This is a genomic window from Mesorhizobium sp. M4B.F.Ca.ET.214.01.1.1 (assembly GCF_004791545.1).
In the GTDB taxonomy this organism is placed as follows: domain Bacteria; phylum Pseudomonadota; class Alphaproteobacteria; order Rhizobiales; family Rhizobiaceae; genus Mesorhizobium; species Mesorhizobium abyssinicae.
In genome coordinates this window covers 90,867-117,138 of record NZ_SRUX01000008.1, presented here as the reverse complement: position 1 = coordinate 117,138, position 26,272 = coordinate 90,867, and the positions used below count along the sequence as shown (strand labels likewise).

Sequence of the window (26,272 nt, the reverse complement as noted above, 5' to 3'; positions counted from 1 at the left end):
TCCGGTGAGGTGCCGCAGCGTACCGCCAATCGCTATTTCTTCAAGCTCGCCTCGATCAGCAAGTCGGCGTTGCGGGCGACCGACGCCGCCGGTCCGCCGCGGCCGAACAGCTGGCCGCTGATATAGGCGCCCTCGATCAGCAGCAGCAGGCCGTCGCCCAGCGTGTCGGCATCGGCGGCGCCCATCGCGCTCGCCATGGCGCGCAGGCGGCGGCGCAGTTCCTGCTTGTTGGCCTCGCTGACCACGCGTGCCGGATGGCTATGGTCGGGATATTCCACCGCCGCATTGGTCATGCCGCAGCCGCGATAGTCGGGCTTTTGCGTGCGTTTGCCGACGCGGGTCAGGAAAGCCACGATCTGCGCGCGCGGGTCGCCCGGATGCGCAGCCACCGCCTCGTCGAAGCGTTCCCAGAATTCGAGGTCGTATTTGCGCAGATAGGAGGCGGCGAGCTCGTCCTTCGAGGGAAAGCTGCGGTAGAGGCTGGGCTTGGTGACGCCGGCGCGCTTGACGATCTCGTCGACGCCGATCGCGCGGATGCCCTCGCGATAGAACAGGTCGCGCGCCACGTCGAGGATCTTGTCGGCCGCCTTCGGGGCGTGAGCCGTGCTGATGGACGCTTCAATTTTTTTGTCCGGTGGCATGCAACGACTCGCTTGACAATGTTACTGACCGGTACGTATTCATAGCGCCATCCAATTGCAACGTACCGGTCAGTAACATGATAGCTCAGTCTCGTCCGTTTGGCCAGCGCTACGCTTTCGTCGTGGTCGGCGTCATCTTTCTCTGCCTGCTGATCGCGGCCGGGCTTCGCTCGGCGCCGTCGGTCATGATGCTGCCGCTGGAGGAGAGCTTCGGCTGGCGGCGCGACGTCGTCTCGCTGGCGGCCGCGATCGGCATCTTCCTCTATGGCCTGACCGGGCCGTTCGCCGCCGCGCTGATGGAGCGGATCGGGCTGCGCCGCACGGTGCTTATCTCACTGCTGGTGATGTCGGGCTCGACGGCGCTCAGCCTGCTGATGACCAAGCCGTGGCATCTGCTGATCACCTGGGGCGTGTTCTCCGGCATCGGCTCGGGCGCGGTCGCCACCGTGCTCGGCGCCACCATCGTCAATCGCTGGTTCAAGACCAATCGCGGCCTGGTGATGGGCCTGATGTCGGCTTCGAGCGCCACCGGCCTGCTTGTCTTCCTGCCGTTGCTCGCCTCGCTGGCGCAGGCGGGTGGCTGGAAGCCGGTCGCCATCGCCATCGCGATCGCCACCGCGGCGCTGGTGCCGGTGGTGTGGCTGCTGGTGCCGGAGCGTCCAGCCTCGATCGGCCAGGTGCGCTATGGCGCCGAGCCGAACGACGTGCCGCCGGTGTCGCCGGCCTCGCAGGGCAATTTCCTGGCGCATACGCTCGGCACGTTGCGCCGCGCCGCCGGCACGCGGGTGTTCTGGTACCTGTTCGCCACCTTCTTCGTCTGCGGCTTCACCACCAACGGGCTGGTCGGCACGCATCTCATCGCCTTCTGCGGCGACATGGGCATCGGCGAGGTGCAGGCGGCCGGCCTGTTGTCGATGATGGGCATCTTCGACCTGATCGGCACGACGCTGTCCGGCTGGCTCACCGACCGTTTCGACCCGCGCAAGCTGCTCGGCGTCTACTATGCCGTCCGCGGCCTGTCGCTGATCTACTTGCCCTATTCCGGCTTCTCGGCGGTCAGCCTGATCATCTTTGCCGTGCTCTACGGGCTCGACTGGATCGCCACCGTGCCGCCGACCCTGAGGCTCGCCAACGAGGCCTTCGGCGACCGCAGCGGCCCGATCGTCTTCGGCTGGATCGTCGCCGGCCACCAGGTGGGTGCTGCGGCCGCCGCCGCCTTCGGCGGTACGATGCGCGAGCTGCAGGGCAATTACGAGCTGGCCTTCATGATCGCCGGCATGACAGCAATCGCGGCGGCCTGTATCTCGCTCTTGATCAACACGAGCAGGCCGGCGTTCGAGCCGGAGCCGCAGGCGGCGTAGGGCGCGACTTTTCCTTCTCCCTTGTGGGAGAAGGTGTCGGCGAAGGCGACGGATGAGGGGTGCTCCAGGGAACGCCACCGTCTCACTCAGTCGCGCACCCCTCATCCGTTTCGGCGCTGCGCGCCGATCCACCTTCTCCCACAAGGGAAGAAGGGAAGGCCTGTTCATTGTTATCAAAACTTCATGGTTCCGAGATGCGCCTGAAACATTGAGGCGGGAGCTTGGGGGCGACGTTAAACGCCATCCAGGAGACAGCCATGAACAAGATCTCGATGACCCGCCGCGCCTTCGTCACCTCGGCGAGCGCATTCGGCCTGGTCGGCGCCTCGGGCCTCGCGCTGCCCTATTATTCGCGCGCCAGCCAGCGGCCTGCCTTCACCCATGGCGTCCAGTCCGGCGACGTCGACGCCTCAAGCGGCATGGTGTGGACGCGCACGGACCGTCCGGCGCGCGTGATGTTCGAAGTGTCGTCGACGGAGAGCTTCGCCAACGCCACCAGGCTCGCGCCGCTCGATACGTCGCCGGCCAGCGACTACACGGTGAAGCGGCTGCTCACCGATCTCGCCGCCGACCAGGACATCTTCTATCGCATGACCGCGGCCGACCTCGCCGACATCAACGCCGTTTCCGAGCCGATCGTCGGCCGCTTCCGCACCGCGCCGGCCTCCAAGCGCGACATCCGCTTCGCCTGGTCGGGCGATACCGCCGGCCAGGGCTGGGGCATCGACGAGACCGGCATGAAGACCTACGCCACCATCGGCAAGCACACGCCGGATTTCTTCCTGCATTCCGGCGACACGATCTATGCCGATGGCGTGATGAAGGACGAGGTCGACCTGCCCGGCGGCGGCAAGTGGAAGAACGCCGTGCTGATCGACGAGAAGCGCAAGGTGGCGCAGACGCTCGACGAATATCGGGCGCAGTGGAAATACAACATGATGGACAGGAATGTGCTCGCCCTCTCCGCCATCTGCCCGACCTTCTACCAGTGGGACGACCACGAGGTGGTCAACAACTGGTCGGATTCCAAGGATCTCGGCAGCGACGACCGCTACTCGGAGAAATCCATCCATGTGCTGGCGGCACGCGCGGCGCGCGCCTTCCACGAGATGACGACGATCCGCTACGAGCCGGCCGAGCCCGGCCGCGTCTATCGCAAAATAGCCTATGGGCCGCTGCTCGACGTGTTCTTCCTCGACATGCGCTCCTATCGCGGCCCGAACGGCCCGGACATGCAGGACACGATGACGCCGGAATCGCGCATGCTGGGCGAGCAGCAGACCAAATGGCTGAAGCGGGAACTCGCGAATTCCAGGGCGACCTGGAAGATCATTGCCGCCGACATGCCGCTTGGGCTGGTGGTGTGGAACGACGGCACCAAGAAGGTGGGCGGCGAGGCCGTCAGCAATGGCGACAACGGCCTGCCCAGGGGACGCGAGCTCGAGATCGCCGACCTGCTGCGCTACATCAAGAACGCCGGCATCAGCAACACGGTGTGGCTGACCGCCGACGTCCACTACACGGCCGCGCATTACTACAATCCCGAAAAGGCGCAGTTCCAGGATTTCAATCCGTTCTGGGAATTCGTCTCCGGCCCGATCCATGCCGGCACGTTCGGTCCCAACGATTTCGACATGACCTTCGGCCCGGAGCTGAAGTTCATCAAGGCGCCGACCGCCGAGCAGGGCCAGAACCTGCCGCCGTCGGCCGGCCTGCAGTTCTTCGGCCTGGTCGACATTTCAGGCGCAACCGAACAGCTGACGGTGCGGCTGATGGATCGCGACGACAACGAGCTCTACAAGGTGACGCTCGACCCGGTGCGCTCGGCTTAGGAGACTGTTGGAAATCCGGCGGCCATCTGCTGGCGTTTTCTGACTCGCCGGAGCGAATTTCGAAACAGTCTCTGGGAGGACGACCGCGACCGGTGGTCGTCAGTCCGGATAGCAAGTCGCGGGAATCTTCGGCCACACGGCGCTGTCGCAGCCGGCATCCTGCTGCCGCTGCTTGAAGGCGGCGCTGACGGGGCCGGTCACGACGGGGTCGACGCCATCGGGGGCATCGGCGAACATCTGCTCCGCCGTCTGCGTATCGGGGGGCAGAGCGGGATTTCCCTTGAGTGTCGCGGCCGACTGCGCGGCGCCCACCGCCAGCAGCACGGTAAGTGCTGCCCAGGCCAGGATCGGACGCAATCTGATGAAAGAATCGGTCATGGGAGTCGAACTGCCCGGACCCCGAAAGGTTCCGCCCTGGTGAATTGATACATTTGACGCAAAGACGCTTAAGAATTGGTAACCACATATTTGGGTACGAGCCTCCCCTTTCGCAAATGCGAAAAACCCTGTATGAGCCGCGCAACCGAAAAAGGCGGCGCCTCTGGGCCTGCTGCCTGCAACGCTCCCGAGACCAGACACATGAACCTCCGCAATATCGCGATCATCGCGCACGTCGACCATGGAAAAACCACCCTCGTCGACCAGCTCCTGAAACAGTCCGGCGCCTTCCGCGACAACCAGCGTGTCGCCGAGCGCGCCATGGATTCCAACGACCTCGAAAAGGAACGCGGCATCACCATCCTGGCCAAGGCGACCTCGGTCGACTGGCACGGCACCCGCATCAACATCGTCGACACGCCCGGCCATGCCGATTTCGGCGGCGAGGTCGAGCGCATCCTGTCGATGGTGGATTCGGCGATCGTGCTGGTCGACGCCGCCGAAGGGCCGATGCCGCAGACCAAGTTCGTGGTCGGCAAGGCGCTCAAGGTCGGCCTGAAGCCGATCGTCGTCATCAACAAGATCGACCGCCCGGACGCCCGCCATGTCGAGGTGGTCAACGAGGTGTTCGATCTCTTCGCCGCGCTCGACGCCACCGACGAGCAGCTCGACTTCCCGATCCTGTACGGTTCGGGCCGCGACGGCTGGGTTTCGGAAAATCCTGAAGGCCCGAAGGACCAGCAGCTGGCGCCCCTGTTCGACCTCGTTGTCAAGCATGTGCCGGCGCCGACCGTGCATCCCGGCCCGTTCCGCATGATCGGCACCATCCTGGAAGCCAATCCCTTCCTGGGCCGCATCATCACCGGCCGCATCGAGTCCGGCTCGCTGAAGGCCAACCAGGCGGTCAAGGTGCTGCACCATGATGGCACCCAGATCGAGACCGGCCGGGTCTCCAAGATCCTCGCTTTCCGCGGTCTCGAGCGCCAGCCGATCGACGAAGCCCAGGCGGGCGACATCGTCGCCATCGCCGGCCTGTCGAAGGGCACCGTCGCCGACACGTTCTGCGATTCGACGGTGACCGAGCCGCTGCACGCGCAGCCGATCGATCCGCCGACGGTGACGATGTCCTTCCTCGTCAACGACAGCCCGCTCGCCGGCACGGAAGGCGACAAGGTGACCAGCCGCGTCATCCGCGACCGCCTGCTGCGCGAGGCCGAAGGCAATGTCGCGCTGAAGATCGAGGAATCGCCGGAAAAGGATTCCTTCTTCGTCTCCGGTCGTGGCGAATTGCAGCTCGCGGTGCTGATCGAGACGATGCGCCGCGAGGGCTTCGAGATCGCCGTGTCGCGGCCGCGCGTCGTCATGCAGAAGGGCGAGAACGGCGAATTGCTGGAGCCGGTCGAGGAAGTCGTCATCGACGTCGACGAGGAGCATGCCGGCGTCGTCGTGCAGAAGATGTCGGAGCGCAAGGCCGAGATGGTCGAATTGCGTCCCTCCGGCGGCAACCGCCAGCGCCTGGTCTTCCACGCGCCGACGCGCGGCCTGATCGGCTACCAGTCGGAACTGTTGACCGACACGCGCGGCACCGCGGTGATGAACCGGCTGTTCCATGCCTACGAGCCCTACAAGGGCGAATTGCCGGGCCGCACCAACGGCGTGCTGATCTCCAACGAGCAGGGCGAATCGGTCGCCTATGCGATGTGGAACCTGGAGGATCGCGGCCCGATGGTCATCGATCCGGGCGTCAAGGTCTACCAGGGCATGATCATCGGCATCCACTCCAGAGACAACGACCTCGAGGTCAATGTGCTGAAGGGCAAGAAGCTCACCAACATCCGCGCCGCCGGCAAGGACGAGGCGGTGAAGCTGACGCCGCCGATCCGCATGACGCTGGAGCGCGCGCTGGCCTGGATCCAGGACGACGAGCTGGTCGAGGTGACGCCGAAGACGATCCGGCTGCGCAAGCTTTATCTCGACCCGAACGAACGCAAGCGCTTCGAGAAGTCGGCCAAGGCGGTCGGCGCGGCGTAAGGTTTTCGACGGAGCAATCATCGAGGGAGGGAGCACTGCTCCCTCCCTTTTTCGTTTCTACGCGCCGGCAGCGGCGACGATGGTGTCGCGATCCGGTTCGTCGCTCAGATCGATACGGATGGCCATGCCGTCGCGCGGCGGCCTGCGCAGCGCCCTGGGGCCATCAAGCTCGACGCAAAGCTGCCGCCGCTCTTCCCAGGCCTGAAGCCGCGAGCGCGAGACGCCGAGTTCGCCGGCCAGCAACCGGTCGAGCCGCAAGGGCACAGGCATTTCCAGAGTGAGCCGCAGGTCCAGCACGGTCGCATGTTCCGGCCGCCGTTCCAGCACATGCCTTTCAACGGCGACGTCTGAGAACTCCTCGATGCGTCCGACGTGGCTCTTCAGTACGGCGGCATCGAAGGCATGACGCCGGGCCAGCGCCGGGTCGTTGCCTTCGAGCGCCGCGAGCAGCGCCGGCTCGATGTCGCGGCGGTTGCGGCGCTCGAAGATGGCGAAATTCCAGGAATTGTCGCAATCGACGCAGCGGTAGATCAGCCCGGCGTCGATGCGCTTGCCGTTGGCGTTGACGCGGAATTTGCCGCTCGATCGATATGGCCTGAGGCCGCCGCAGCGATTGCAGGTGATGAGAGGTCGAGGCGCGATCTCGGGCGCGATCGCCCAGCGGATACGCAAGAGTCCAGACATGCCGAAAGCCCTTCCCGTCGGGAAGTTCGCCAGGTCGGCGATGTCGAGTTGCCCGGGCGGGCACGGCGTGGCTGGAGAGCTGCGGCTTTAAGGAAATCAGGCGTCGCGCGGCGCGCGACAGGTTCAGCAATGCCAAGCCGGTCTCGAACCGCCGCCTGAGGAACACATGAAATGATCGGGACGCCGCAGCTGCAGCGCCCTGTGTTTTCAGGAGAGTTGACGAGACCGGCGGTTACTGAGGCAAAGTGAAGCTCGGAATGAATGTCGGGGCGGCTCTTCTAGCCGTGGCCGACGGGAACGGCAAGACGGCAATTGTCGAGATCGGCGCCGCCGCGACCGAAGCGATTGCCTGTTCTTTGCCAAAGCTGCCGTTGCTGGCTAGATTGGCAGCCAAACCTCAGATCGGAGATTTTGGCCATGCATCTCACCTCGCTGCTGATCTTCGCCGCCGCGCTTTTCGTCGCCGCCGGGTCGCCCGGCCCGTCGATCGCCGCCCTTGTCGCAAGGGTGATCTCGAAGGGTTTTCGCGACGTGTTCCCGTTCCTGCTCGCCATGTGGATCGGCGAGGGCATCTGGCTGTCGCTGGCGGTGTTCGGGCTGGCCGTGGTGGCGCAGACCTTTCATCTCGCCTTCGTCGCCGTGAAATGGGCGGGCGTCGCCTATCTCGCCTATCTGGCGTGGAAGATGTGGACCGCGCCCATCGAGGCGAAGGAAGGCGAGATGCCGCGCGAGGATTCGCCGGCAAAACTGTTCTTCGCCGGCATGGCGGTGACATTGGGCAACCCCAAGATCATGATGTTCTATCTGGCACTGCTGCCGACCATCATCGATCTTGCCTCGGTCAGCGTCGTCGGCTGGATGGAACTGACGGCGACCATGGCGGTGGTCCTGGTCGCCATCGATCTTGCCTGGGTGCTCGCCGCCGCGCAGGCCCGCAAGCTGCTCAAAAGCAGGCGGGCGATGAAGATCGCCAACCGCGTCAGCGCCGCCACCATGGCAGGCGCCGCCGCCGCGATCGCGGCCCGTTCCTGAACGGCTACATCATCTCGATGATCGGCGCGATCTCGACGGTGAAGGCCGGGTCCATCAGGATCGGGCAAGCCTTGGCCTTGGCGACGGCGTCGTCGATATCCCTGGCTTCGACGATGGTGTAGCCGGCGGTCGGATTGCTGCCGCCATTGTTCTCGACCTTGCCGCTCGCCAGCACCGTCTTCGACATGCCGACCGGATTGCCGCCGTCGACCACGGCCGGGCCGAGCTTGTCGTACCAGCCGGTCCACGCATCCATGGCCGCCTTCCGCTCAACCTCGTCGGTCGGCATCTTGCCGGAGCCATGATAGACATAGAGAAACTTCGCCATGTTCTCCTCCCTTGATCGGCGGCATCGAACCGGCATGCGGCCATGCCGCTTGGCGATATGCGGCTCAGCCGCAATCGTGTTGATATGCGGCGATGCCGCAATCCTTGATATGCGGCGATGCCGCAATCGTTGATCATCGGACCAAAACGGCGGAGAAGCAATGAGAATGCGCGATAGCTAAAATAGTGCCGCCGCCTAGCGTGCCATAGCGTGGTATTCGTCATTCGGGCGCATGTCTATCGCGGCCGCTACCCGGTTCGACATGTTGAAGAAGGCGGCGGTCGAGGCGATGTCCCAGATGTCGCGGTCGGAAAAGCCTGCCTTGCGCAAGGCGGCGCGGTCGGCCTCGATGGTCTTCGCCGGCTCCTCAGTCAGCTTGACGGCGAATTCGAGCATCGCGGTCTGCCTGGGTGAAAGGTCGGCGGCGCGGAAATTCATCACCATCATCTCGCCGAGGGAAGGGTCGCCGGAAAGCTGGCGCACCGCGGCGCCATGCGCGGCCAGGCAATAGTAGCAGTGGTTGATCGAGGAGACGACGACGGCAATCATCTCGCGCTCCAGTTTCGACAGGCCGGACTCGCCCAGCATCAGGTCGTTGTACATGTCGGTGAAGGCGCGCAGCTTCTTCTCGTCGAAGGCGTAGGCCTTGAGCACGTTGGGGACGAGGCCGAGCTTTTCCTCGCATTTGGCGAAGTAGGCTTTCGTCGCCTCGCTGAGCTCGGCCTGGGCGAGGTCGAGCGCGGTGATCTTGCCGGTGGTTTTGGCGGTCTTGCTTGCACTCATTGGGCTTCGTCCTTCTCATTCGCTGCCGATTTGCGATCAAAATTCCGAAGAATCTTTGCAAGCCGTCAAACCTTTGTCGCCAAACGGCGGTCATCTGCTACCATAATCGCAAAAGCATGTGACGGGAGGGACTTCACATCATGGCCAGCCTCAAAACCGCAAGCCAGCCGAAGAAGACGGTTCCAGCAAAGGGAGGCGCGGCGAAGGGAGGCGAAAGACCGGGTCGGCTTGCCGACTATCTTCTTGCCCGCGCGCCGGCCGAGGACGTCGCCGCGTACGAGGTTGCCGATCTCGAGCGTGCCGCCGATCTTGCCGGGCGAGCCGTCGCCAGGCACAAGAAGGGCGACTGCATCGTCGCGATCGACGTCGATTCCGGCGTGGCGCGCCAGGGCCGGCCGGTGACGGTGGTCACCGTCGTCAACGACAATATGCCGTTCCTGTTCGATTCCATCCTGGGCGAGATCACCGAGAGCGCCGGCGAGCCGCTGCTGGTCACGCATCCGGTCGTCACCGTCAGGCATGGCAAGGCTGGCGTCGAGGAAATCCTCGGCGATGGCGGTTTCGCCAAGGGCGACGGCAGCCACGACCGGCTGAGCGTCGTGCATGTCCATATCGGCCGGCTGTCCGCCGACCAGGCCGAAGCGCTGGCCGGGCGCTTGAGGAAGCTGCTGGTCCAGGTGCGCGCCGCCGTCACCGACTGGAAGCCGATGCTCGCCCGCCTCGACCAGGCGATCTCGGAATTCCGCTACGCGCCGGTGCCGCTCGACAAGGCGCACGTCACCGAGGCGATCGCCTTCCTCGAATGGCTGCGCGACGACAATTTCACCTTCCTCGGCATGCGCGAGTTCAAATACACCGGCGGCGAAAAGAGCGGCACGCTGGAGCGCGCCGACAAGCCCGGCCTCGGCATCCTGTCCGATCCCGACGTGCTGGTGCTGAGGCGCGGCACCGAAGCGGTGACGACGACGCCCGAGATCCGCGCCTTCCTGCACGGTCCGGAGCCACTGATCGTAACCAAGGCAAACGCCAAATCGTCGGTGCACCGCCGCATCTATCTCGATTACATCGGCGTCAAGACCTACACCGCCAAGGGCACGCTGCTCGGCGAATTGCGCATCGTCGGCCTGTTCACCTCGACCGCCTACACGCGCTCGGTGATGAAGATCCCCTATCTGCGCTCCAAGGCCGAAACCGTCATCACCAAGTCCGGCTTCAACCCAAGCGACCATTCCGGCAAGGCGCTGATCAACGTGCTGGAAAGCTATCCGCGCGATGAGCTGTTCCAGGTGCCGGTACCGATCCTGCGCAAGCACGCCGAGGCCATTCTCGGCCTGATCGAGCGGCCGCGCGTCAGGGCGCTGGTGCGCGCCGACCAGTTCGACCGCTTCGTCTCGATCCTGGTCTTCGTGCCGCGCGACCGCTACGACAGCGTCGCGCGCGAGAAGATCGGCACCTATCTCAAGACCGTGTTTGAGGGCCGGCTCTCGGCCTACTACCCCGCCTTCCCGGAAGGCGGGTTGGCGCGCGTCCACTTCATCATCGGCCGCTCCGGCGGCAAGACGCCGAAGGTCGAACAGGCGGCGATCGAGGCGGCGATCCGCGACATCGTGCGGACCTGGGACGATGCGCTGCGGGAGACCGCGGCCGAAACGGGCACGGACAGAGCCCTGACGGCAATCGCCGCGCGCTTTTCGGAAAGCTATCGCGACTCCTTCTCGCCGGCGGTGGCGCTGGCCGATGCCGGGCGCATCGCCAGGATCGACGCCGCCAATCCGATCGCCATCGACTACTATCGCCATGCCGACCAGAAGCCGCACCAGGCGGCCCTGAAGATCTATCATCATGGCAGCCCGGTGGCGCTGTCGCGGCGCGTGCCGGTGCTGGAGAACATCGGCTTCCGCGTCATCAGCGAGCGCACCTTCGAGGTCGGCGACGATCCGTCCGGCATGGTCTTCATCCACGACATGGAGCTGGAGAACAGCTACGGCAAGCCGATCGACCTCACGGACGGCGGGGCGCTGTTCGAGGACGCGTTCCTGTCGGTGTGGCGCGGCGATGTCGACAATGACGGTTACAACGGTCTCGCGCAGACCGCCGGCCTGTGGTCCGGCGAGGTCACCATCCTGCGCGCCTATGGCCGCTATCTGCAGCAAGCCGGCATTCCGCAAAGCCAGGACTTCATCGCCGCCGCGCTCAACCGCTATCCCGACATCGCGCGCGGCCTGCATGCGCTGTTCGTCGCCCGCCTCGGGCCGACGGCCGAAACCGAAGGCGTGGTGGCGGCCAAGCACCTCAAGGCCAAGATCAAGGACGCGCTGGAGGAGGTGCCGAACATCGATGACGACACCATCATCCGCCGCTACCTCAATCTGATCGAATCCTCGCTGCGCACCAATCATTTCGTTGCCGGAACGAAAGAGCGGGGCCAGTCGCTGGCGATCAAGCTCGATTCGCAGGCGGTCGACGGGCTGCCGGCGCCGCGGCCGTGGCGGGAGATCTTCGTCTATGGTTCCGAGGTCGAAGGCGTGCATCTGCGCTTCGGCCCGGTGGCGCGCGGCGGCCTGCGCTGGTCGGACCGCGCCCAGGACTACCGCACCGAGGTGCTCGGCCTGGTCAAGGCGCAGCAGGTGAAGAACGCCGTCATCGTGCCGGTCGGCGCCAAGGGCGGCTTCTATCCCAAGCGCCTGCCGGTCGGCGGCAGCCGCGACGCGATCTTCGAGGCCGGCACCTCGGCCTACAAGAACTATGTCTCCAGCCTGCTGTCGATCACCGACAATATCGGCATCGACGGCGTCATCCCGCCGGCCGGCGTGGTGCGGCGCGATCCTGACGATCCCTATTTCGTCGTCGCCGCCGACAAGGGCACAGCGACCTTCTCAGACACCGCCAACGCGATTTCCGAGAAGCACGGCTTCTGGCTGGACGATGCCTTCGCCAGCGGCGGCTCGGCCGGCTACGACCACAAGAAGATGGGCATCACCGCCAAGGGCGCCTGGGAAGCGGTCAAGCGGCATTTCCGCGAGATGAACCGCGACATCCAGACCTCGCCCTTCACCGTCGTCGGCGTCGGCGACATGTCGGGCGACGTGTTCGGCAACGGCATGCTGTTGTCGCCGCAGACGCGGCTGATCGCGGCCTTCGACCATCGCGACATCTTCATCGATCCCGATCCGGACGTGGCGGCGTCGATGGCCGAGCGGGAACGCATGTTCGCGCTGCCGCGCTCCTCATGGCAGGACTACGACAAGTCGAAACTGTCGGAAGGCGGCGTCATCGTCTCGCGCAACCAGAAGTCGATCACGCTGCCGCAAGCCGCCGCGGCCGCGATCGGACTCGGCAAGACCACCGCGACGCCGGTCGAGATCATGAACGCCATCCTCAAGGCGGCTGTCGACCTTCTGTGGTTCGGCGGCATCGGCACCTATCTGAGGGCATCGAACGAGACCAACGCCGATGTCGGCGACCGCGCCAACGACGCCATCCGCGTCACCGCGCTCGATGTGCGCGCCAAAGTCATCGGCGAGGGCGCCAATCTCGGCGTCACGCAGCGGGCGCGCATCGAATTCGGGCTTGCCGGCGGCCGCTGCAATTCCGACGCCATCGACAATTCGGCCGGCGTCAACTGCTCCGACGTCGAGGTCAACATCAAGATCGCGCTGGCCTCAGCCATGCGCAAGGGCGCGCTGGCCCGGCCGGCGCGCAACAAACTGCTCTCGGAGATGACCGGCGAGGTGGGCGGGCTGGTGCTGTCCAACAATTACCAGCAGACGCTGGCGCTCTCGATCGCGCGCAAGCGCGGGCTGGCCGACATCGCGCATCAGAGCCGCTTCATGACGGCGCTGGAGGCGCGCGGCCTGCTCAACCGCGCCGTCGAGACGCTGCCGTCACCGGCGGCGCTTGCCGAGCGCGAGGCGCGCGGCGAGCCGCTGACCAGGGCCGAGCTCGGCGTGCTGCTCGCCTATGCCAAGATCGTGCTGTTCTCCGACATCGTCGCCAGCGACGTGCCCGACGATCCGCATTTCGAGCGCGATCTGCTTGGCTATTTCCCGGAGCGGATGGCGAAGAAATACGCCGCCGAGATCGACGGCCACCGGCTGCGCCGCGAGATCATCGCCCGCGTGGTCGCCAACGACCTCGTCAATCGCGGCGGTCCGTCCTTCGTCAACCGGCTGCAGGAGGCCACCGGGCGCACCGCCGCCGATGTGGTGCGCACCTTCGCCGTGGTGCGCGACGGCTTCGCGCTGCCGGCGCTCTCCAAGGAAATCGACGCGCTCGACAGCCAGATCGACGGCCAGGTGCAGCTCGATCTCTACCAGGCGGTTAGCCGGCTTATCTTCATGACCAGCGGCTGGTATCTGAAGAACCATGCCGGCACGGCGCCGCTCGGCCAGCGCATCGCCGAATTGCAGGAGGCGCGCAGGGCGCTGGAGCCGAAGCTCGCCTCGCTGCTGCCGGCCTACTCGCGCGAGCGGATCGAGGAGCGGCGGCACAGCCTGTTCAAGGGCGGGGCGCCGGAACGGCTGGCCGGGCAGCTGGCGTTGGCCGATCTGGCCGAGTTGATCCCCGACATCGCGCTGACCGCGCGCACCGCCAATGCCGATATCGTCGCCGCCGCGAGAGCTTTCTTCGCCGTCAGCGACGCCTTCCGCATTCCGCGCGTCGAGGAGGCGGCGCGGGCGATCTCGCCGCCGGATTACTATGACCAGCTGGCGCTTTCGCGCGCCACCGACACGATCGGCGCGGCACGGCGCGGCATCGCAGTGGCGGCGCTAACCGCCCACGCCAAGGCGGCGGATCCGGTGGCGGCCTGGCTGGAAGCCGGTGGTGAACGCGTCGCGCGCATCCGCGAGCGGCTGCAAGCGCTGACAGAGGGCGGCGACATCACCGTGTCACGGCTGTCCGTGGCATCCGGGCTGATGAGCGACCTGACGGGGATGTAGGCATCTCCGAAACACCGGCGCCGCCCCTCATTGCCCTGCCGGGCATTTCTCCCCGTATAGTGACGGGGAGAAAGGGCTGGCCGTGGCCTCGGCGCTCCTTTTTGCAACGCTGTTGATTGGCGAAATCTGCGGCGACAGCGCCCCTCTCCCCGTCTCTATACGGGGAGAGGATGCCGGGAGGCAGGTGAGGGGCAGCACGAACATTTGCCAGTTTGCATGCTCATGAAAAACATGCAGACATGGCGCCCGACGCGGGGCGGGCCGAGGGAATCAGCATGGCGGCAATAGAGACAGTGCAGCGGGCGTCGGGGCGCGGCATCTGGGGCTGGATGTTCTTCGACTGGGCGGCGCAGCCGTTCTTCACCGTCGTCACCACCTTCATCTTCGGGCCTTACTTCGCCTCGCGCATGGTCAGCGATCCGGTGATGGGCCAGGCCGCCTGGGCCTGGGGCATCGCCGCCGCGGGACTGGTCATCGCCGTGCTGTCGCCGATACTGGGCTCGATCGCCGACCAGACCGGGCCGCGCAAGCCGTGGATCGCTTGCTTCGCCGCGATCAAGATCACCAGCCTGACGCTGCTGTGGCTCGCCGCCCCCGGCTCGAACGTCTTCCTGATCGTGGCCCTGTTCTCGCTGGCCTCGGTGGCGGCGGAGTTCTCAACTGTTTTCAATGATTCGATGATGCCGCGCCTGGTGCCGAAGAGCGAGATCGGCCGCGTCTCCAATATCGCCTGGGGGCTGGGCTATCTCGGCGGCATGATCGCGTTGATCTTCGTCATCCTGTTCATGGCCGGCAATCCCGAAACCGGCAAGACTATCATCGGCCTCGACCCGATCCTCGGGCTTGACCCGAAGCTTGGCGAGGATGCCCGCGCCACGGGGCCGATGTCGGCCGGCTGGTATTTCCTGTTCATCCTGCCGATGTTCTTCTTCACCCCCGATGCCGCCAAAGGCATCCCGATCGGACCGGCCGTGCGCCAGGGTCTGTCCGAGCTGAAGTCGACCCTGGCCGAGGCGCGCAAGCGCGTCGGCATCTTCCGCTTCCTCGTCGCCCGCATGATCTATCAGGACGGCGTCAATGCGCTGCTGACGCAGGGCGGCGTGTTCGCGGCGGCGATGTTCGGCTGGTCGATCACCGAGATCGGCATCTTCGGCATCATCCTCAATGTCGTCGCCATCTTCGGTTGCTGGATCGCCGCCCGCCTCGACACCGCGCTCGGTTCCAAAGCGGTGGTGATGATCGCGCTGGTGATGCTGACAGTGGCCACCGCCGGCATCGTCTCGACAGGCCCGGGTTTCACGCTGCTGGGCCTGATCCAGCTTTCCACCGTCGATTCCGGCGGCCTGTTCGGCACCGCGGCCGAGAAGGCCTACATCCTCTACGGGTTGTTGATCGGGCTTGCCTTCGGACCGGTGCAGGCCTCGTCGCGCTCCTACATGGCGCGCAGCGTCACCGCCGCCGAATCCGGCCGCTATTTCGGCATCTACGCCCTGTCCGGGCGGGCGACCAGCTTCCTGGCGCCGTTCCTGCTGGCGACGATCAGCTGGGCCACCGACTCGGCCCGGCTCGGCATGGCGGTCATCATCCTGTTCCTCGGCATCGGCATAGCGATCCTGATCAGGACGCCATATCCGGCGGACCAGCCTGTGGAATGAGAGACATTCGATAATTCTACTTCGCTGGCCGCCTGACGCGGTTTTCTGCGCTTCCGGTGCTCACGGACTTGAATGTCCCTCCGCTCCGGTTCTCGAAAACCACGCCATCCGACTCAGCGGAGCGAATTCTCAAACGTCTCTCAGCCGGGAGCTAGTGTCGGAAATGCCTGACGCCGGTGAACACCATGGCGATGCCGTGCGCGTCGGCGGCGGCGATCACGTCGTCGTCGCGCATCGAGCCGCCCGGCTGGATGACGGCGGTGGCGCCGGCTTCGATCGCCGACAGCAGGCCGTCGGCGAAAGGGAAGAACGCGTCTGAAGCGACCACGGAACCCTTGGTCAACGGCTCCGGGAGCCCCGCGGCTTCCGCCGCGTCGAGCGCCTTGCGGGCGGCGATGCGCGAGGAATCGACGCGGCTCATCTGGCCGGCGCCGATGCCGACCGTGGCGCCGTCCCTGACATAGACGATGGCGTTTGACTTTACATGCTTGGCGACGCGGAAGGCGAACTTCAGGTCGGCCATCTCGGCCGACGTCGGCGCCCGCCTGGTCACCACCTTCAGTTCGAGATCGTCGACCACCGCATTGTCGCGGCCCTGGACGAGCAGTCCGCCGGCGACCGATTTCGCTAAAGTGCCGGCGGCGCGCGGATCGGGCAAGCCGCCGGTGACCAGAAGGCGCAGGTTCTTCTTGGCGGCGACGATCGCGGTCGCCTGCTCGGAAGCGTCGGGCGCGATGATGACCTCGGTGAAGGTCTTGACGATCTCCTCGGCCGCTTCGGCGTCGAGGGTGCGGTTCATGGCGACGATGCCGCCGAAAGCCGAGACCGGATCGCAGGCGAGCGCCTTGGCGTAGGCCGCCTTCAGCGAGGTCCCTTCGGCGACGCCGCAGGGATTGGCGTGCTTGATGATGGCGACGGCCGCGGCGCGGGCCGGATCGAACTCGCCGACCAGCTCGAAGGCGGCGTCGGTGTCGTTGATGTTGTTGTAGGAGAGCTGCTTGCCCTGCAGCTGGCGCGCCGTGGCGACACCTGGCCGCTTGTCGCCGTTGGGGTAGAAGCCGGCGCTCTGGTGCGGGTTCTCGCCGTAGCGCATCACCTGATCGAGATGGCCGCCGAAGGCGCGCCAGGTCGGATGCTCGATGTCCAGCGCTTCGGCGAACCAGCCGGAGATCGCCGCGTCGTAGCTGGCGGTGCGGGCGAAGGCCTTGGCCGCCAGCTTCTTGCGGAAATCCAGCGACAGCGAGCCGATGTTCATCTCCAGCGCGTTGAGCACCGCGGCATAGTCCTCGGGATCGGTGACGATGGCGACATAGGCGTGGTTCTTGGCCGAGGCGCGGATCATCGCCGGTCCGCCGATGTCGATGTTCTCGACGATCGAGGCGTAGCCGGCGCCGGAGCGGCGCACCTCCTCGAACGGATAGAGGTTGCAGACGACGAGGTCGATCGGCTCGATGTGATGGTCGTGCATCGCCTTGGCATGCTCGGGATCGTCGCGCACGCCGAGCAGCGCGCCATGCACCGAGGGGTGCAGCGTCTTGACGCGGCCGTCCATGATCTCGGGAAAGCCCGTCAGTTCGGAGACGTCGCGCACCGCCATGCCGGCATCGGCGATCGCTTTCGCGGTGCCTCCGGTCGAGACCAGTTCGACGCCGCCGGCGGCGAGCGCCCTGGCGAAGTCGATCAGGCCGGTCTTGTCGAAGACGGACAGCAGCGCGCGGCGCACGGGAACCAGGTCGGGCGCGGGAATGTTCTTGGCGGCGACGGCCATGGGCTGGCGGCCTTTCAAGGCTGGATTGGAAGCAGCCCGCGCCGTAGCATATGAGGTCAGGAAATCAAGCACCGTGCGGTTGGCATCGCACGCCGTTGCGCGCCGTCAGCTGTTTTCCGGGTAGCCGGCGATGGTCGTGCGCGTCAGCTGCCAGTGGACCTCCGATAGCTCGGAGGCCTTGAAGGCAACCACGATCTGGCGGCTGCGGCGCGGGCCGCCGAGCCCGGCGAAATAGATCGATTCCTCCACCTCGGGCACCACCTCGGTGCAGGTGAACACCCAGGTGTCGCCCTGGTCGGCGGCGAGCACCAGCCGGTCATGCTCGTCCTGCAGCAGGTTGATGTCGGGGTGGACGTGGAAGCGGACGGTGACGAAGTCGCGGCCATTGTTGCGGATCGCGGCTCCCCCGGGGCGCAGGAAGCGGTCCCGGCCCGCCAGCACATTGCCATTGGTCGACAGCTTCAGTTCGCGCTCGTGCAGAAAGCCGAAGCGCTGGGCATAGCCATCGTGACGGGCAAGGAAACCCTGGCTGCCCTTCTGATCGGTGCGCTTGCAGGGCACATGCTGCGGGCCGCCGATCAAGGGCGAGCCGAGCAGGTCGTTGACGCGCAGCGAGTGGCTGAAGCGCGCCGAGGACGTGTCGTTGATGGTGGCGGTCGAATGCGCCGCGGTGGCGCGGGCCAGCGGCCGGAACTCGGCGGCGCCATAGGTGTCGATGCCGGCATTGACGATGTAGTGCTGGCGGCCGGAGGACATTTCGAAGGCGAGGCAGCCGGCATGCGCGGCGTTTGAGACGTCGACCGGCGGCGGCAGGCCGGTATCGGCTATGACGGTGACGCCGCCCATCGACAGCCGTTCATAGCCGGAATGCGGCGCGTGCAGCAGCGGTGCGCCGACGGTGTCGTCGTGGCGCAGGATGGTGGCGATGCGGTCATGAATGGTCGCGCCCATGCCGTTGAAGCGGGCGAGGCTGCCGTCCTGATGGCGAAAGAAGCGCAATGCCGGCAGCATGCGGTCGATGGCGCCCATCAAGGCCGGCGGCGGCGTCTCGGCCTGGTTGGCATAGGTCTGGCGCAGCGGCAAAAGGTCAGCAAGAAGCTCGAGCACCGTCATCGGGTTGCGCGAGATATGGCCGCCGTCGGGAAGGATCTGGCGGTCGAGCTCCTCGGCGAGGTTGCGGGTGGCGCCGCGCAACGCCGATGCCGGCGCCGGCAGCGACAGAGCGGCGAAGGCGAGCGCGATACGGGCGCGCAGCCTGTCCTTGCCTTCGGGCATCGCCCGCGCCATCGAGCGGAGATAGCGGATCTGCACGGCCAGCGATTTGAGGAAGGCGCGGTAAAAGGGGAATTCGGCGCCCTGCAGCACGACGGAGGAATGCTGCAGCCAGGCAATCACCCGCTTTGCGGTGGTGCCGGGCTCCCAGGCGATGCCGGAAATCTGGTTGCCGTGGATGGCGATCCAGTCGGAGACAAGGGCGCGGGCATTGGCGGCGGCAAGCTCGGTGCCGGCCGCGCGCATATGGCGCAGCCAGCGAAAGCCGTGCAACGTCTTTTGCCAGCCGCGATTGGGCACCTCGATCTGGAAGGGGGACTTGCCGCCGGTCTCGACGAGATGCCCGGACAGCGGATAGCGGCCATAGTAGATCTCAAGCGCGATCTGCGGATCGGCGAGTCTCAGGTCCGGCGGCGCGATCAGGACGCGTTCGGGCGTGCGGCCGGAATAGCGCCAGCGGTAGACTGGACCGGCGCGCAAACGCCGGCGCGTCTTGCGCCAGAACTCCTTCGCGACGAGCGTCCATAGACGCGTCGTGTTTCCGGCAACAAGTGCCAAAGCCCCTCCTGATGTCCCTGCCCAAGCACAAGCTTATATGATTCAAGAACTTATGCGAAGGCGCATTTCGCGGAAGTGAGGCCGTGCACGCAATCCGGACACGGCCCTCCCTGAAAAAGTCGGTTCATCTCGCCGATTGACGCGTCGTTTCTCGGCGCTCACTTCCGCCTGTGGCGGCCGCGGAACTCGCTTGGGGAGCAATTTTCGCGATCCCGGAACAGCCGGGAAAAATAAAACGCGTCGTGGAAACCAACCGCGGCTGCGATTGATTCGATGGGTGAATCCGAGGCGGCCAGCATTTGCTTGGCAAGATCGAGCCGGATGCGCAGTTGAAATGCCTTGGGCGACATGCCGGTGAGCCGCGCGGCCTTGCGGCGCAGCGTCGCCGGCGAGACGCCGAATTCCGCGGCGAAGGCGTCGAGGTCGATTTGCCCGACCGCGCGATTGCGCAATTCGTCGATCACATGCTGGAAGTCGGCCGCGCCCTGGCGATCTGGCTCCCGGCCGCTCCAGCCCGCCGCTTGCCGGGCGGCCCGCACGACGATCTGGTGCATGGTCGCGGCGGCTTCCGACCGGCTGAGCACGCTATCCTGCGACAGTTCGGCATGCAGCCTGTCAAACAGGCGCTGCATCTCGCCAAGATCCCGCAAGGGGACCACCGGCGCCGCGTCGATCATCAGCCGCTGCCGCGTGAAATCGCGCGTCAGGGCGCCTTCGAAGAGCGCCCAGCGCTCAAGCCATCCCGATCCGTCCGGCCCATAGGAGTGCGTCCTGCCTGGGAACAGCCAGAACAGGGACGGCGCCTCGATCGCCTGCTTGCCGCCGGCCCTGGTTTCAAGCCAGCCGCGCCCTTCCTCCACAAGCACCAGGGCAAAATGGGGCAGGCTGCGCTTGGTGATTGCCTGCGTGACGCGATGGCGGCCGACCCCGGTCACCGACAGGCCGCCCGCGGCCGCCGGCGGCGATCTGTACAGCGCAAAATGTCGATCGAGCATGAGCGAAAAGTCCAGCTCTGCTGTTCCGTCCATGGCCGCAATGCCACGTTCAAGGCACATACACGGGAGCTGATAACCGTCGAGGATGATTGAAATGTCAAGATCGGCCGACATCGTCCCTCCGGTCGCGCTGACGGCCAATGGCAAGGCGCTGTCGACGGCTCCGAACCGGTTGGGGTATCTGATGCCCACCGATGCTTGCGCCGGGATCGAGGCCATCCGCGAACTCTTCGGCAGGCAAGGTTATGTCTGGCTGAAGGGCTTGCTGCCGCGCGGCGATGTGATCGATTTCCGCGGCTGGGTGCTGTCGCATCTGGCCGAGAGCGGTCTGCTGATGCCCGGGCACGACCCTTCGCTCGGCATCGCGGCCGTCGGCGCGTTCGACCGCCAGCTCGCCGATCGCCGTCTGATGTCGCTGGTCCGCTCGACCGCCTATGAGGGGTTTTGCGCGCAGCCGCTGATGGCGCGCCTCATGGATGCGTTCGTGGGTGGGGTGTCCTATCTCCACAAGCGCAAGATCATGCGCTTCACCCAGCCCGGCACGTCCGTCGCCACGCCGGCGCATTACGACCTCGTCTATCTGCGTGGCGGCAGCAGCCGCGTGGTCACCGCCTGGATCCCGATTGGCGACATCCCGGTCGACATGGGCGGGCTCGTCTATCTCGAAGGCTCGCACGTCGTCGGCGCCGCCATGGAGGCGCAGTTCATGAAGGACAATGCCGGGCTCAGCGCCGAGGAGCGCATCAGCGCCTACAATCGCAATATGGGCGAGGGCGGCTGGGTGTCGAAGGACCTGCCCGATATGGCGGAACGGTTCGATACGCGCTGGCTGATGGCGGACTACGAGGCGGGTGATGTCGTTCTTCACTCGCCCTACATGATCCATGCCTCGACGACCAACCAAAGCCTGACCGGGCGGATCCGGCTCTCCACCGATATCCGCTATCAGAACGTCGATGACGAGATCGATGCCCGGTGGGGCAAGCATTGGTCGCTAGACGACATGCTCTAAAGGCGGACCGATATTCAGGTGAGGCCAGCCTGCAAATGGCGGCTTCCTGCCGGTGCTCGCTTACTTCAAGCACGCTCCGCTCCGGTTCTCGGAAGCCACCATTTTCGTCCCCGCCCTGACCTGAATCTCAGCCCGCCTTTGGCGCTAGGCCACTCGCCGCATACGGGCGGCGAAGAAGCCGTCCAAACCGGACAGTCCGGGCGATTCGTGCGGTAGATCGGCTGGTGTGGTGCGCAGCGTGCCGTGCGGCGTCAGGAACGGATCGATGCCGGCGATCTCGCCGGGGTGGATGGGATCGTCGGCGACATCGGCGGTATCGGCGAGGAAAGCGCGGTAAAGCTCCTCGCCTTCGAGCGGGTCGAGCGAACAGTTGGAGAAGACGATGCGCCCGCCGGGCCTGACCAGGCCGACGGCGCGGTCGAGCAGCTTGCGCTGCAGCGCGGCGAGCTTTTCGACATCGGCCATGGTCTTGGTCCACGGCACGTCGGGATGCCGCCTGACCGTGCCGGTCGAGGAGCAGGGCGCGTCGAGAAGAACGGCGTCGAACGGCTCCGCCGGCCGGTAGTCGAGCAGGTCCGTCTGCACGAGCTCAGCGGCCAGGCCGAGGCGTTCGAGATTTTGCGCCAGCCGCGTCAGCCGGTTCTTCGAGGTGTCGACGGCGGTCACGCGCGCGCCGGCAAGGATGAGCTGCGCCGTCTTGCCGCCGGGGGCAGCGCAGAGGTCGGCGACGCGCAGGCCATTGATGTCGCCGAACAGGCGGGCGGGAAGGCCGGCGGCGGCGTCCTGCACCCACCAGGCGCCATCGGCGAAGCCGGGCAGTTCGGGGACGGAGGCACTGAGCCTTTCCACCCGCACCGTGCCGGTCGGCAGGACGATGCCGCCGAGCCGCTCGGCCCAGACCACCGGATCGGACTTGACCGAGAAATCGACCGGCGCCTCGTGGCGATGCGCGGCAAGGATTGCCATCGCTTTGTCCGCGCCGTAGGCGGCCCTCAGCCGGCCGGAAAACCAGGTCGGCGCCTCCTCGATGGCGGCCAGCGCGGGAGCGAGTTCGGCGTCCTTGGCCCGCGCCAGAGTGCGCAGCACGCCGTTGACGAGGCCGGAAAAGCGTAGCGTGCGCGGATCGGACTTGGCATGGGTGACGGCAAGGTCGACGGCGGCGCTGTCGGGAATGTCGAGGAACAGGATCTGCGCCGCCGCCACATGCAATATGTGCGACAGCGCGGTGGCGTTCTGCGGCAGCGGCTTTTCCAGCCGGCGGGAAAGCAGCCCGGCGATCGTCATCCGGTGGCGCAGCGCGGTGACCAGTATGGCGCGCACCAGCGCGCGGTCGCGCATGTCGAGCGCCCGATATTGCGGGTGGCCGTTCTCGTGGTCGGTCAGCCCGTCGAGCGGCGTGCGCGCGTCGATGACAGCGGCAAGCAAGCGCGCCGCCGCCTTGCGCGCGGCGAGGCCCGCGACTGCCTCGGTCCTGTCGTCACGATCGCCTGGGGTGCGCTGCCGGCGTTTGGCGCCGCTCACGACCACGGACCCTTGGGCCCGGTCGGGTTGCGGCCCCAAGGATTGGGCCTAGGCCTGGCGGGTTGCGCCGGCTGCTCCGGCCGCGCGGCCTGGTCCCATGGACCTGGCGTCCGCTCGTCATCCGCCGGATCGGATGTCGGCGCCTGCCGTGGCGCCTGCGCTGGGCGGCCGCCCATCTCGCGCGCCATCTCCTGCAGGGCGGCGATGCGGTTGTCGGTGTTGGGATGGGTGGAGAACAGACTGTCCATGCGCTCGCCGTGCAGGGGATTGATGATGAAGAGGTGCGCCGTCGCCGGATTGCGCTCGGCATCCGGGTTGCGGATGCGTTCGGCGCCGCGGGCGATCTTGTCAAGGGCAGATGCCAGCCAGAGCGGATTTCCGCAGATTTCGGCACCGCGCCGGTCGGCCTCGTATTCGCGGGTGCGGCTCACCGCCATCTGCACGATCATGGCGGCGAAGGGCGCAACCAGCATCGCCACCAGCACGCCGACGAAGCCGAACGGGTTGTTGTTGTCGCGGTTGCCGCCGAAGAAGAAAGCGAAGTTGCCGAGCATCGAGATGGCGCCGGCCAGCGTCGCGACGATGGTCATGGTCAACGTGTCGCGGTGCTGGACATGGGCGAGCTCGTGCGCCATCACCGCCGCCACTTCCTCATGCGAGAGCTGTTCCAGAAGCCCGGTGGAGGCGGCCACCGCGGCATTCTCGGGATTGCGGCCGGTGGCGAAGGCGTTCGGCTGCGGATTGTCGATCAGATAGGTCTTCGGCATCGGCAGGCCGGCCTGCTTGGCCAACGCCTCGACGATGGCGTAGAACTCGGGCGCGTTCTTCGCATCGACCTCGACGGCGCGATTCATCGACAGCACCATCTTGTCGGCGTTCCAGTAGCTGAACAGATTCATGCCGGCGGCGATCAGCAGCGCGATCACCATGCCGCCGGAGCCGCCGATCAGGAAGCCGACGCCCATGAACAGCGCCGTCATCGCGGCAAGAAGCATGGCGGTGCGAAGGGTGTTCATCGTCTAGATCCGTCCGTGATGGCGAAAGGGGTCGATCCTTGCGAGTTCATGGCTATATGATGGGAGACACCTGCCCCTGTTTCAATGCGCCGGGACTATCGCATGACCGACCAGACCAGCAAAGTCGATGCCGCGGCGGCGAGCGACGCGCCACAAAAGACCCTGACGCCGGCGGCCAGCCGCGCGCTGGCGGAGGCTGAGGCGAGGCGCCGGAAATATCGCGAAAAGGAAGCCGCGATGCCCAAGGAAATCGGCGGCCGCGGCGGCAAGGAACCCGGCCGCTACGGCGACTGGGAGGTGAAGGGTCTCACCAGCGATTTCTGAGAGAATATCCAGGTGAGGCCGGCCTGACCTGAATCTCACGCATCCTAGGCTGCATCGCGCTGTGGTTCGAGGACGATCCAGCCGTCGTCGGTCGCGACGCCGAGCGCGTCATAGGAGGCGATGCTGACGTGCGGCGTCGCGAGCGGGTGCGTGTGCGTGGCGCTGATCACCATCACCGTGGCACCCGCCGCTTCCGCCGCCGCGATGCCGGCCGGCGCGTCTTCGAAGATCAGGCAGTCGCGCGCATCGACGCCGAGCTTTTCGGCCGCCAGCCGGAAGCAATCGGGCGCCGGCTTGCCGCGTGTCACATCCTCCGCCGCGACGATCACGGCGGGAACCGGAATGCCGGCCGCCTCCATGCGCAGCAGCGCCAGTTCGCGCGGCGCCGAGGTGGCGATCGCCCAGCGCTCCGGCGGCAGCGAGCTCAGAAACGCCACCGCGCCGGCGATCGGCACGATGCCTTCGAGATCGGCCGCTTCGGCTTTCAGCAACGTGTCGGCCTCGAGCACCGGATCGATGCCCGGAAGCATCAGTCCGGCGATGGTCTCGACGGCCCGCTTGCCGTGGATCGTCGGCAGGAAGGCCGCCACGTCGAGGCCCTGGTGCTGAGCCCAGTCAGTCCACACCCTTTCGGCCGCGGCAATGGAATTGATCACCGTGCCGTCCATATCGAACAGGAAGGCCGCGAATTTTCTGCCTGCAAACATCTAAAATCCTGGAGGTCGTTTTCGGGAGGGACTAAGCTGCGATCGACCGTAGCCTCATGGCCGGCCCGTGGAAAGGCGCAAGGCTGCCTTTTGACACGCCGGAGCGGTGCGAACCGCTCCAATATCTGTTTTGCGCAATTCCGTACGGAAGACCACTACGCACTGTTCCTGAAAGCGTTCCAAGCGGAACCATGGCAGGCCTGCCGCGTTTGAAAAGACTGTCTTCCAGAATGACCGCAGGGGGTAATCGTGATGCTGATACGGCTCGGCTACGAAATCGCCATTGAATGCACCGGAGCCACGCCGATCATCTCACTGCTCGACATCCACAGCGAGCGCCAGCCCGACATCAAGCGGCAGACGCGCGTGCTGACATCTCCTTCGGTGCCGACCAGGGTCTACCACGACCGCCACGGCAACAGCTGCCGTCGCTTCACCGCGCCCGCCGGGGGCTTTCGCATCCTCTACGACGCGGTCGTCGAGGACAGCGGCGAGCCGGACGAGGTCAACACGCTGGCCGGGGAAACGCCGGTGGCGGAACTGCCCGACGACGCGCTGGTCTATCTGCTCGGCAGCCGCTACTGCGAGACCGATCATCTCAGCGATCTCGCCTGGCAGCTGTTCGGGAACCTGCCGCCGGGCTGGGCACGGGCGCAGGCGATCGTCGATTATGTCCACAGCCGGCTGTCGTTCGGCTACGGCTATGCGCGCGCCACCCGCACGGCGGCGCAGGCGCATGAGGAGCGTGTCGGCGTCTGCCGCGACTTCGCGCATCTGGCGATCACGCTCTGCCGCGCCATGAACATCCCGGCCCGCTATGTGAACGGCTATCTCGGCGACATCGGCGTGCCTGTCGACCCGGCGCCGATGGATTTCTCGGCCTGGATCGAAGTCTTCCTCGACGGCAAATGGTACGCGTTCGATCCCCGCCACAACATTCCGAGGATCGGTCGCATCGTCATCGCGCGCGGCCGCGACGCCACCGACGTGCCGCTGCTGCACAGTTTCGGCCCGCACCGGCTCACCCTGTTCAAGGTCTGGACCTATGAGCAGGAACGCAATCTGTTCAGTCCGCCCCATCACGGTCTCGACAGGACGGCCAGCGCGCGCATGCTGGCGTAGAGCAATTCCAGGAAAAGGGTGACACGGTTTCCGTCAGGAATTGCGTCAAAACAAGAGGCAGGTGGTCAGCGTTTTCATGAAACGATGAACAACCCTGGTCGCCCGCCGCGACTGCCTGATCGCCCAAACGCCATGATCCGCTTCGGCACAGCGCGCCTGTGCCGGACTGGGACCGCGTTCCGCGGCTCGGCGGCGCCAAGGCCGATCATGGTAAGCGCTTCCTAAACGACGGCGCGCCTGCGGTTTTTTGTTTACCGGCCGTTCACCTTGTGCCGCTTAGAACACAAGCAAAAACAAGAGCTTGACCAGAGG

Annotated in this window: 20 protein-coding genes; 9 read left to right on the top strand and 11 right to left on the bottom strand. The window is 65.9% G+C overall.

The genetic code is table 11. The annotated features are described in order from the left end of the window. Nucleotides 1–32 precede the first annotated feature (32 nt). On the bottom strand, nt 33–641 hold the full coding sequence (locus EN857_RS17280; RefSeq protein ID WP_127309618.1) for a TetR/AcrR family transcriptional regulator: 609 nt from the start codon (nt 639–641) through the stop codon (nt 33–35). Between the two features lie 77 nt (nt 642–718). On the opposite strand from EN857_RS17280, the gene EN857_RS17275 reads away from it, so the two are divergent. Together EN857_RS17275 and EN857_RS17270 are read left to right on the top strand one after the other, a co-directional pair. Continuing rightward, complete coding sequence (locus tag EN857_RS17275) at nt 719–2,002, top strand: MFS transporter (protein WP_127309617.1); 1,284 nt, start codon at nt 719–721, stop codon at nt 2,000–2,002. Nucleotides 2,003–2,259: 257 nt separating this feature from the next. Beyond that, the gene (locus EN857_RS17270) at nt 2,260–3,834 is read left to right on the top strand and encodes an alkaline phosphatase (RefSeq protein ID WP_127309616.1); all 1,575 of its coding nucleotides are present in this window, start codon (nt 2,260–2,262) and stop codon (nt 3,832–3,834) included. Between the two features lie 99 nt (nt 3,835–3,933). Here the strand turns inward: EN857_RS17270 and EN857_RS17265 are convergent, their stop codons facing one another. Next, entirely contained in the window at nt 3,934–4,212 is a 279-nt protein-coding gene (locus EN857_RS17265) for a hypothetical protein (protein ID WP_127309615.1), read from the bottom strand. A 201-nt stretch (nt 4,213–4,413) separates the two neighbouring features. On the opposite strand from EN857_RS17265, the gene typA reads away from it, so the two are divergent. Further along, nucleotides 4,414–6,243 (top strand): translational GTPase TypA, encoded by a 1,830-nt coding sequence (gene typA / locus EN857_RS17260; RefSeq protein ID WP_127392094.1) that lies wholly within the window; start codon nt 4,414–4,416, stop codon nt 6,241–6,243. 57 nt (nt 6,244–6,300) lie between these two features. Here typA and EN857_RS17255 read toward each other — a convergent pair whose 3' ends face one another. After that, nucleotides 6,301–6,927, bottom strand: coding sequence for a DUF1062 domain-containing protein (locus tag EN857_RS17255; RefSeq protein WP_135858923.1), 627 nt, complete (start codon nt 6,925–6,927; stop codon nt 6,301–6,303). Between the two features lie 417 nt (nt 6,928–7,344). Between EN857_RS17255 and EN857_RS17250 the strand changes: the two genes are divergently transcribed. Next, the gene (locus tag EN857_RS17250; protein ID WP_127392096.1) at nt 7,345–7,959 is read left to right on the top strand and encodes a LysE family translocator; all 615 of its coding nucleotides are present in this window, start codon (nt 7,345–7,347) and stop codon (nt 7,957–7,959) included. Nucleotides 7,960–7,963: 4 nt separating this feature from the next. On the opposite strand, the gene EN857_RS17245 is transcribed toward EN857_RS17250, so the two are convergent. Next, nucleotides 7,964–8,287, bottom strand: coding sequence for a YciI family protein (locus EN857_RS17245; RefSeq protein ID WP_127284803.1), 324 nt, complete (start codon nt 8,285–8,287; stop codon nt 7,964–7,966). Between the two features lie 195 nt (nt 8,288–8,482). After that, nucleotides 8,483–9,070, bottom strand: a complete 588-nt coding sequence (locus EN857_RS17240; protein ID WP_127392097.1) for a peroxidase-related enzyme — start codon at nt 9,068–9,070, stop codon at nt 8,483–8,485. 140 nt (nt 9,071–9,210) lie between these two features. Here EN857_RS17240 and EN857_RS17235 point away from each other — a divergent pair, with 140 nt between their 5' ends. Together EN857_RS17235 and EN857_RS17225 are read left to right on the top strand one after the other, a co-directional pair. Beyond that, the gene (locus EN857_RS17235; RefSeq protein WP_135858919.1) at nt 9,211–14,010 is read left to right on the top strand and encodes an NAD-glutamate dehydrogenase; all 4,800 of its coding nucleotides are present in this window, start codon (nt 9,211–9,213) and stop codon (nt 14,008–14,010) included. A gap of 275 nt (nt 14,011–14,285) precedes the next feature. Then, a complete protein-coding gene (locus EN857_RS17225; protein ID WP_127393248.1) occupies nt 14,286–15,665 on the top strand; it encodes an MFS transporter in 1,380 nt (459 codons plus the stop codon). A 151-nt stretch (nt 15,666–15,816) separates the two neighbouring features. On the opposite strand, the gene purH is transcribed toward EN857_RS17225, so the two are convergent. From purH to EN857_RS17210, 3 genes are all read right to left on the bottom strand, one after another. Beyond that, on the bottom strand, nt 15,817–17,433 hold the full coding sequence (gene purH / locus EN857_RS17220; protein WP_128345984.1) for a bifunctional phosphoribosylaminoimidazolecarboxamide formyltransferase/IMP cyclohydrolase: 1,617 nt from the start codon (nt 17,431–17,433) through the stop codon (nt 15,817–15,819). 105 nt (nt 17,434–17,538) lie between these two features. Next, complete coding sequence (locus EN857_RS17215) at nt 17,539–19,263, bottom strand: heparinase II/III family protein (protein WP_127392992.1); 1,725 nt, start codon at nt 19,261–19,263, stop codon at nt 17,539–17,541. 158 nt (nt 19,264–19,421) lie between these two features. Further along, the gene (locus EN857_RS17210; protein ID WP_127392993.1) at nt 19,422–20,258 is read right to left on the bottom strand and encodes a helix-turn-helix domain-containing protein; all 837 of its coding nucleotides are present in this window, start codon (nt 20,256–20,258) and stop codon (nt 19,422–19,424) included. Between the two features lie 94 nt (nt 20,259–20,352). On the opposite strand from EN857_RS17210, the gene EN857_RS17205 reads away from it, so the two are divergent. Further along, entirely contained in the window at nt 20,353–21,270 is a 918-nt protein-coding gene (locus tag EN857_RS17205) for a phytanoyl-CoA dioxygenase family protein (RefSeq protein ID WP_127392991.1), read from the top strand. 144 nt (nt 21,271–21,414) lie between these two features. Here the strand turns inward: EN857_RS17205 and EN857_RS17195 are convergent, their stop codons facing one another. Together EN857_RS17195 and htpX are read right to left on the bottom strand one after the other, a co-directional pair. Beyond that, a complete protein-coding gene (locus tag EN857_RS17195) occupies nt 21,415–22,791 on the bottom strand; it encodes an RsmB/NOP family class I SAM-dependent RNA methyltransferase (protein WP_245493236.1) in 1,377 nt (458 codons plus the stop codon). Further along, complete coding sequence (htpX, locus tag EN857_RS17190; RefSeq protein ID WP_127286786.1) at nt 22,788–23,807, bottom strand: zinc metalloprotease HtpX; 1,020 nt, start codon at nt 23,805–23,807, stop codon at nt 22,788–22,790. Before htpX ends, EN857_RS17195 begins: the two co-directional genes overlap by 4 nt. A gap of 102 nt (nt 23,808–23,909) precedes the next feature. Between htpX and EN857_RS17185 the strand changes: the two genes are divergently transcribed. Next, a complete protein-coding gene (locus tag EN857_RS17185; protein ID WP_127286787.1) occupies nt 23,910–24,131 on the top strand; it encodes a DUF1674 domain-containing protein in 222 nt (73 codons plus the stop codon). 44 nt (nt 24,132–24,175) lie between these two features. Here the strand turns inward: EN857_RS17185 and EN857_RS17180 are convergent, their stop codons facing one another. Beyond that, nucleotides 24,176–24,838: an HAD-IA family hydrolase gene (locus tag EN857_RS17180; RefSeq protein WP_127392989.1), complete on the bottom strand. Its 663-nt coding sequence runs from the start codon at nt 24,836–24,838 to the stop codon at nt 24,176–24,178. Between the two features lie 252 nt (nt 24,839–25,090). On the opposite strand from EN857_RS17180, the gene EN857_RS17175 reads away from it, so the two are divergent. After that, entirely contained in the window at nt 25,091–25,960 is an 870-nt protein-coding gene (locus tag EN857_RS17175) for a transglutaminase family protein (RefSeq protein ID WP_127310069.1), read from the top strand. The last annotated feature ends 312 nt before the right edge of the window (nt 25,961–26,272 follow it).

Bases quoted from the DNA above. Each gene is read 5' to 3' on its own strand.
- EN857_RS17280 (WP_127309618.1), bottom strand. From the start codon at position 641: ATGCCACCGGACAAAAAAATTGAAGCGTCCATCAGCACGGCTCACGCC.
- EN857_RS17275 (WP_127309617.1), top strand. From the start codon at position 719: ATGATAGCTCAGTCTCGTCCGTTTGGCCAGCGCTACGCTTTCGTCGTG.
- EN857_RS17270 (WP_127309616.1), top strand. From the start codon at position 2,260: ATGAACAAGATCTCGATGACCCGCCGCGCCTTCGTCACCTCGGCGAGC.
- EN857_RS17265 (WP_127309615.1), bottom strand. From the start codon at position 4,212: ATGACCGATTCTTTCATCAGATTGCGTCCGATCCTGGCCTGGGCAGCA.
- typA (WP_127392094.1), top strand. From the start codon at position 4,414: ATGAACCTCCGCAATATCGCGATCATCGCGCACGTCGACCATGGAAAA.
- EN857_RS17255 (WP_135858923.1), bottom strand. From the start codon at position 6,927: ATGTCTGGACTCTTGCGTATCCGCTGGGCGATCGCGCCCGAGATCGCG.
- EN857_RS17250 (WP_127392096.1), top strand. From the start codon at position 7,345: ATGCATCTCACCTCGCTGCTGATCTTCGCCGCCGCGCTTTTCGTCGCC.
- EN857_RS17245 (WP_127284803.1), bottom strand. From the start codon at position 8,287: ATGGCGAAGTTTCTCTATGTCTATCATGGCTCCGGCAAGATGCCGACC.
- EN857_RS17240 (WP_127392097.1), bottom strand. From the start codon at position 9,070: ATGAGTGCAAGCAAGACCGCCAAAACCACCGGCAAGATCACCGCGCTC.
- EN857_RS17235 (WP_135858919.1), top strand. From the start codon at position 9,211: ATGGCCAGCCTCAAAACCGCAAGCCAGCCGAAGAAGACGGTTCCAGCA.
- EN857_RS17225 (WP_127393248.1), top strand. From the start codon at position 14,286: ATGGCGGCAATAGAGACAGTGCAGCGGGCGTCGGGGCGCGGCATCTGG.
- purH (WP_128345984.1), bottom strand. From the start codon at position 17,433: ATGGCCGTCGCCGCCAAGAACATTCCCGCGCCCGACCTGGTTCCCGTG.
- EN857_RS17210 (WP_127392993.1), bottom strand. From the start codon at position 20,258: ATGCTCGATCGACATTTTGCGCTGTACAGATCGCCGCCGGCGGCCGCG.
- EN857_RS17205 (WP_127392991.1), top strand. From the start codon at position 20,353: ATGTCAAGATCGGCCGACATCGTCCCTCCGGTCGCGCTGACGGCCAAT.
- htpX (WP_127286786.1), bottom strand. From the start codon at position 23,807: ATGAACACCCTTCGCACCGCCATGCTTCTTGCCGCGATGACGGCGCTG.
- EN857_RS17185 (WP_127286787.1), top strand. From the start codon at position 23,910: ATGACCGACCAGACCAGCAAAGTCGATGCCGCGGCGGCGAGCGACGCG.
- EN857_RS17180 (WP_127392989.1), bottom strand. From the start codon at position 24,838: ATGTTTGCAGGCAGAAAATTCGCGGCCTTCCTGTTCGATATGGACGGC.
- EN857_RS17175 (WP_127310069.1), top strand. From the start codon at position 25,091: ATGCTGATACGGCTCGGCTACGAAATCGCCATTGAATGCACCGGAGCC.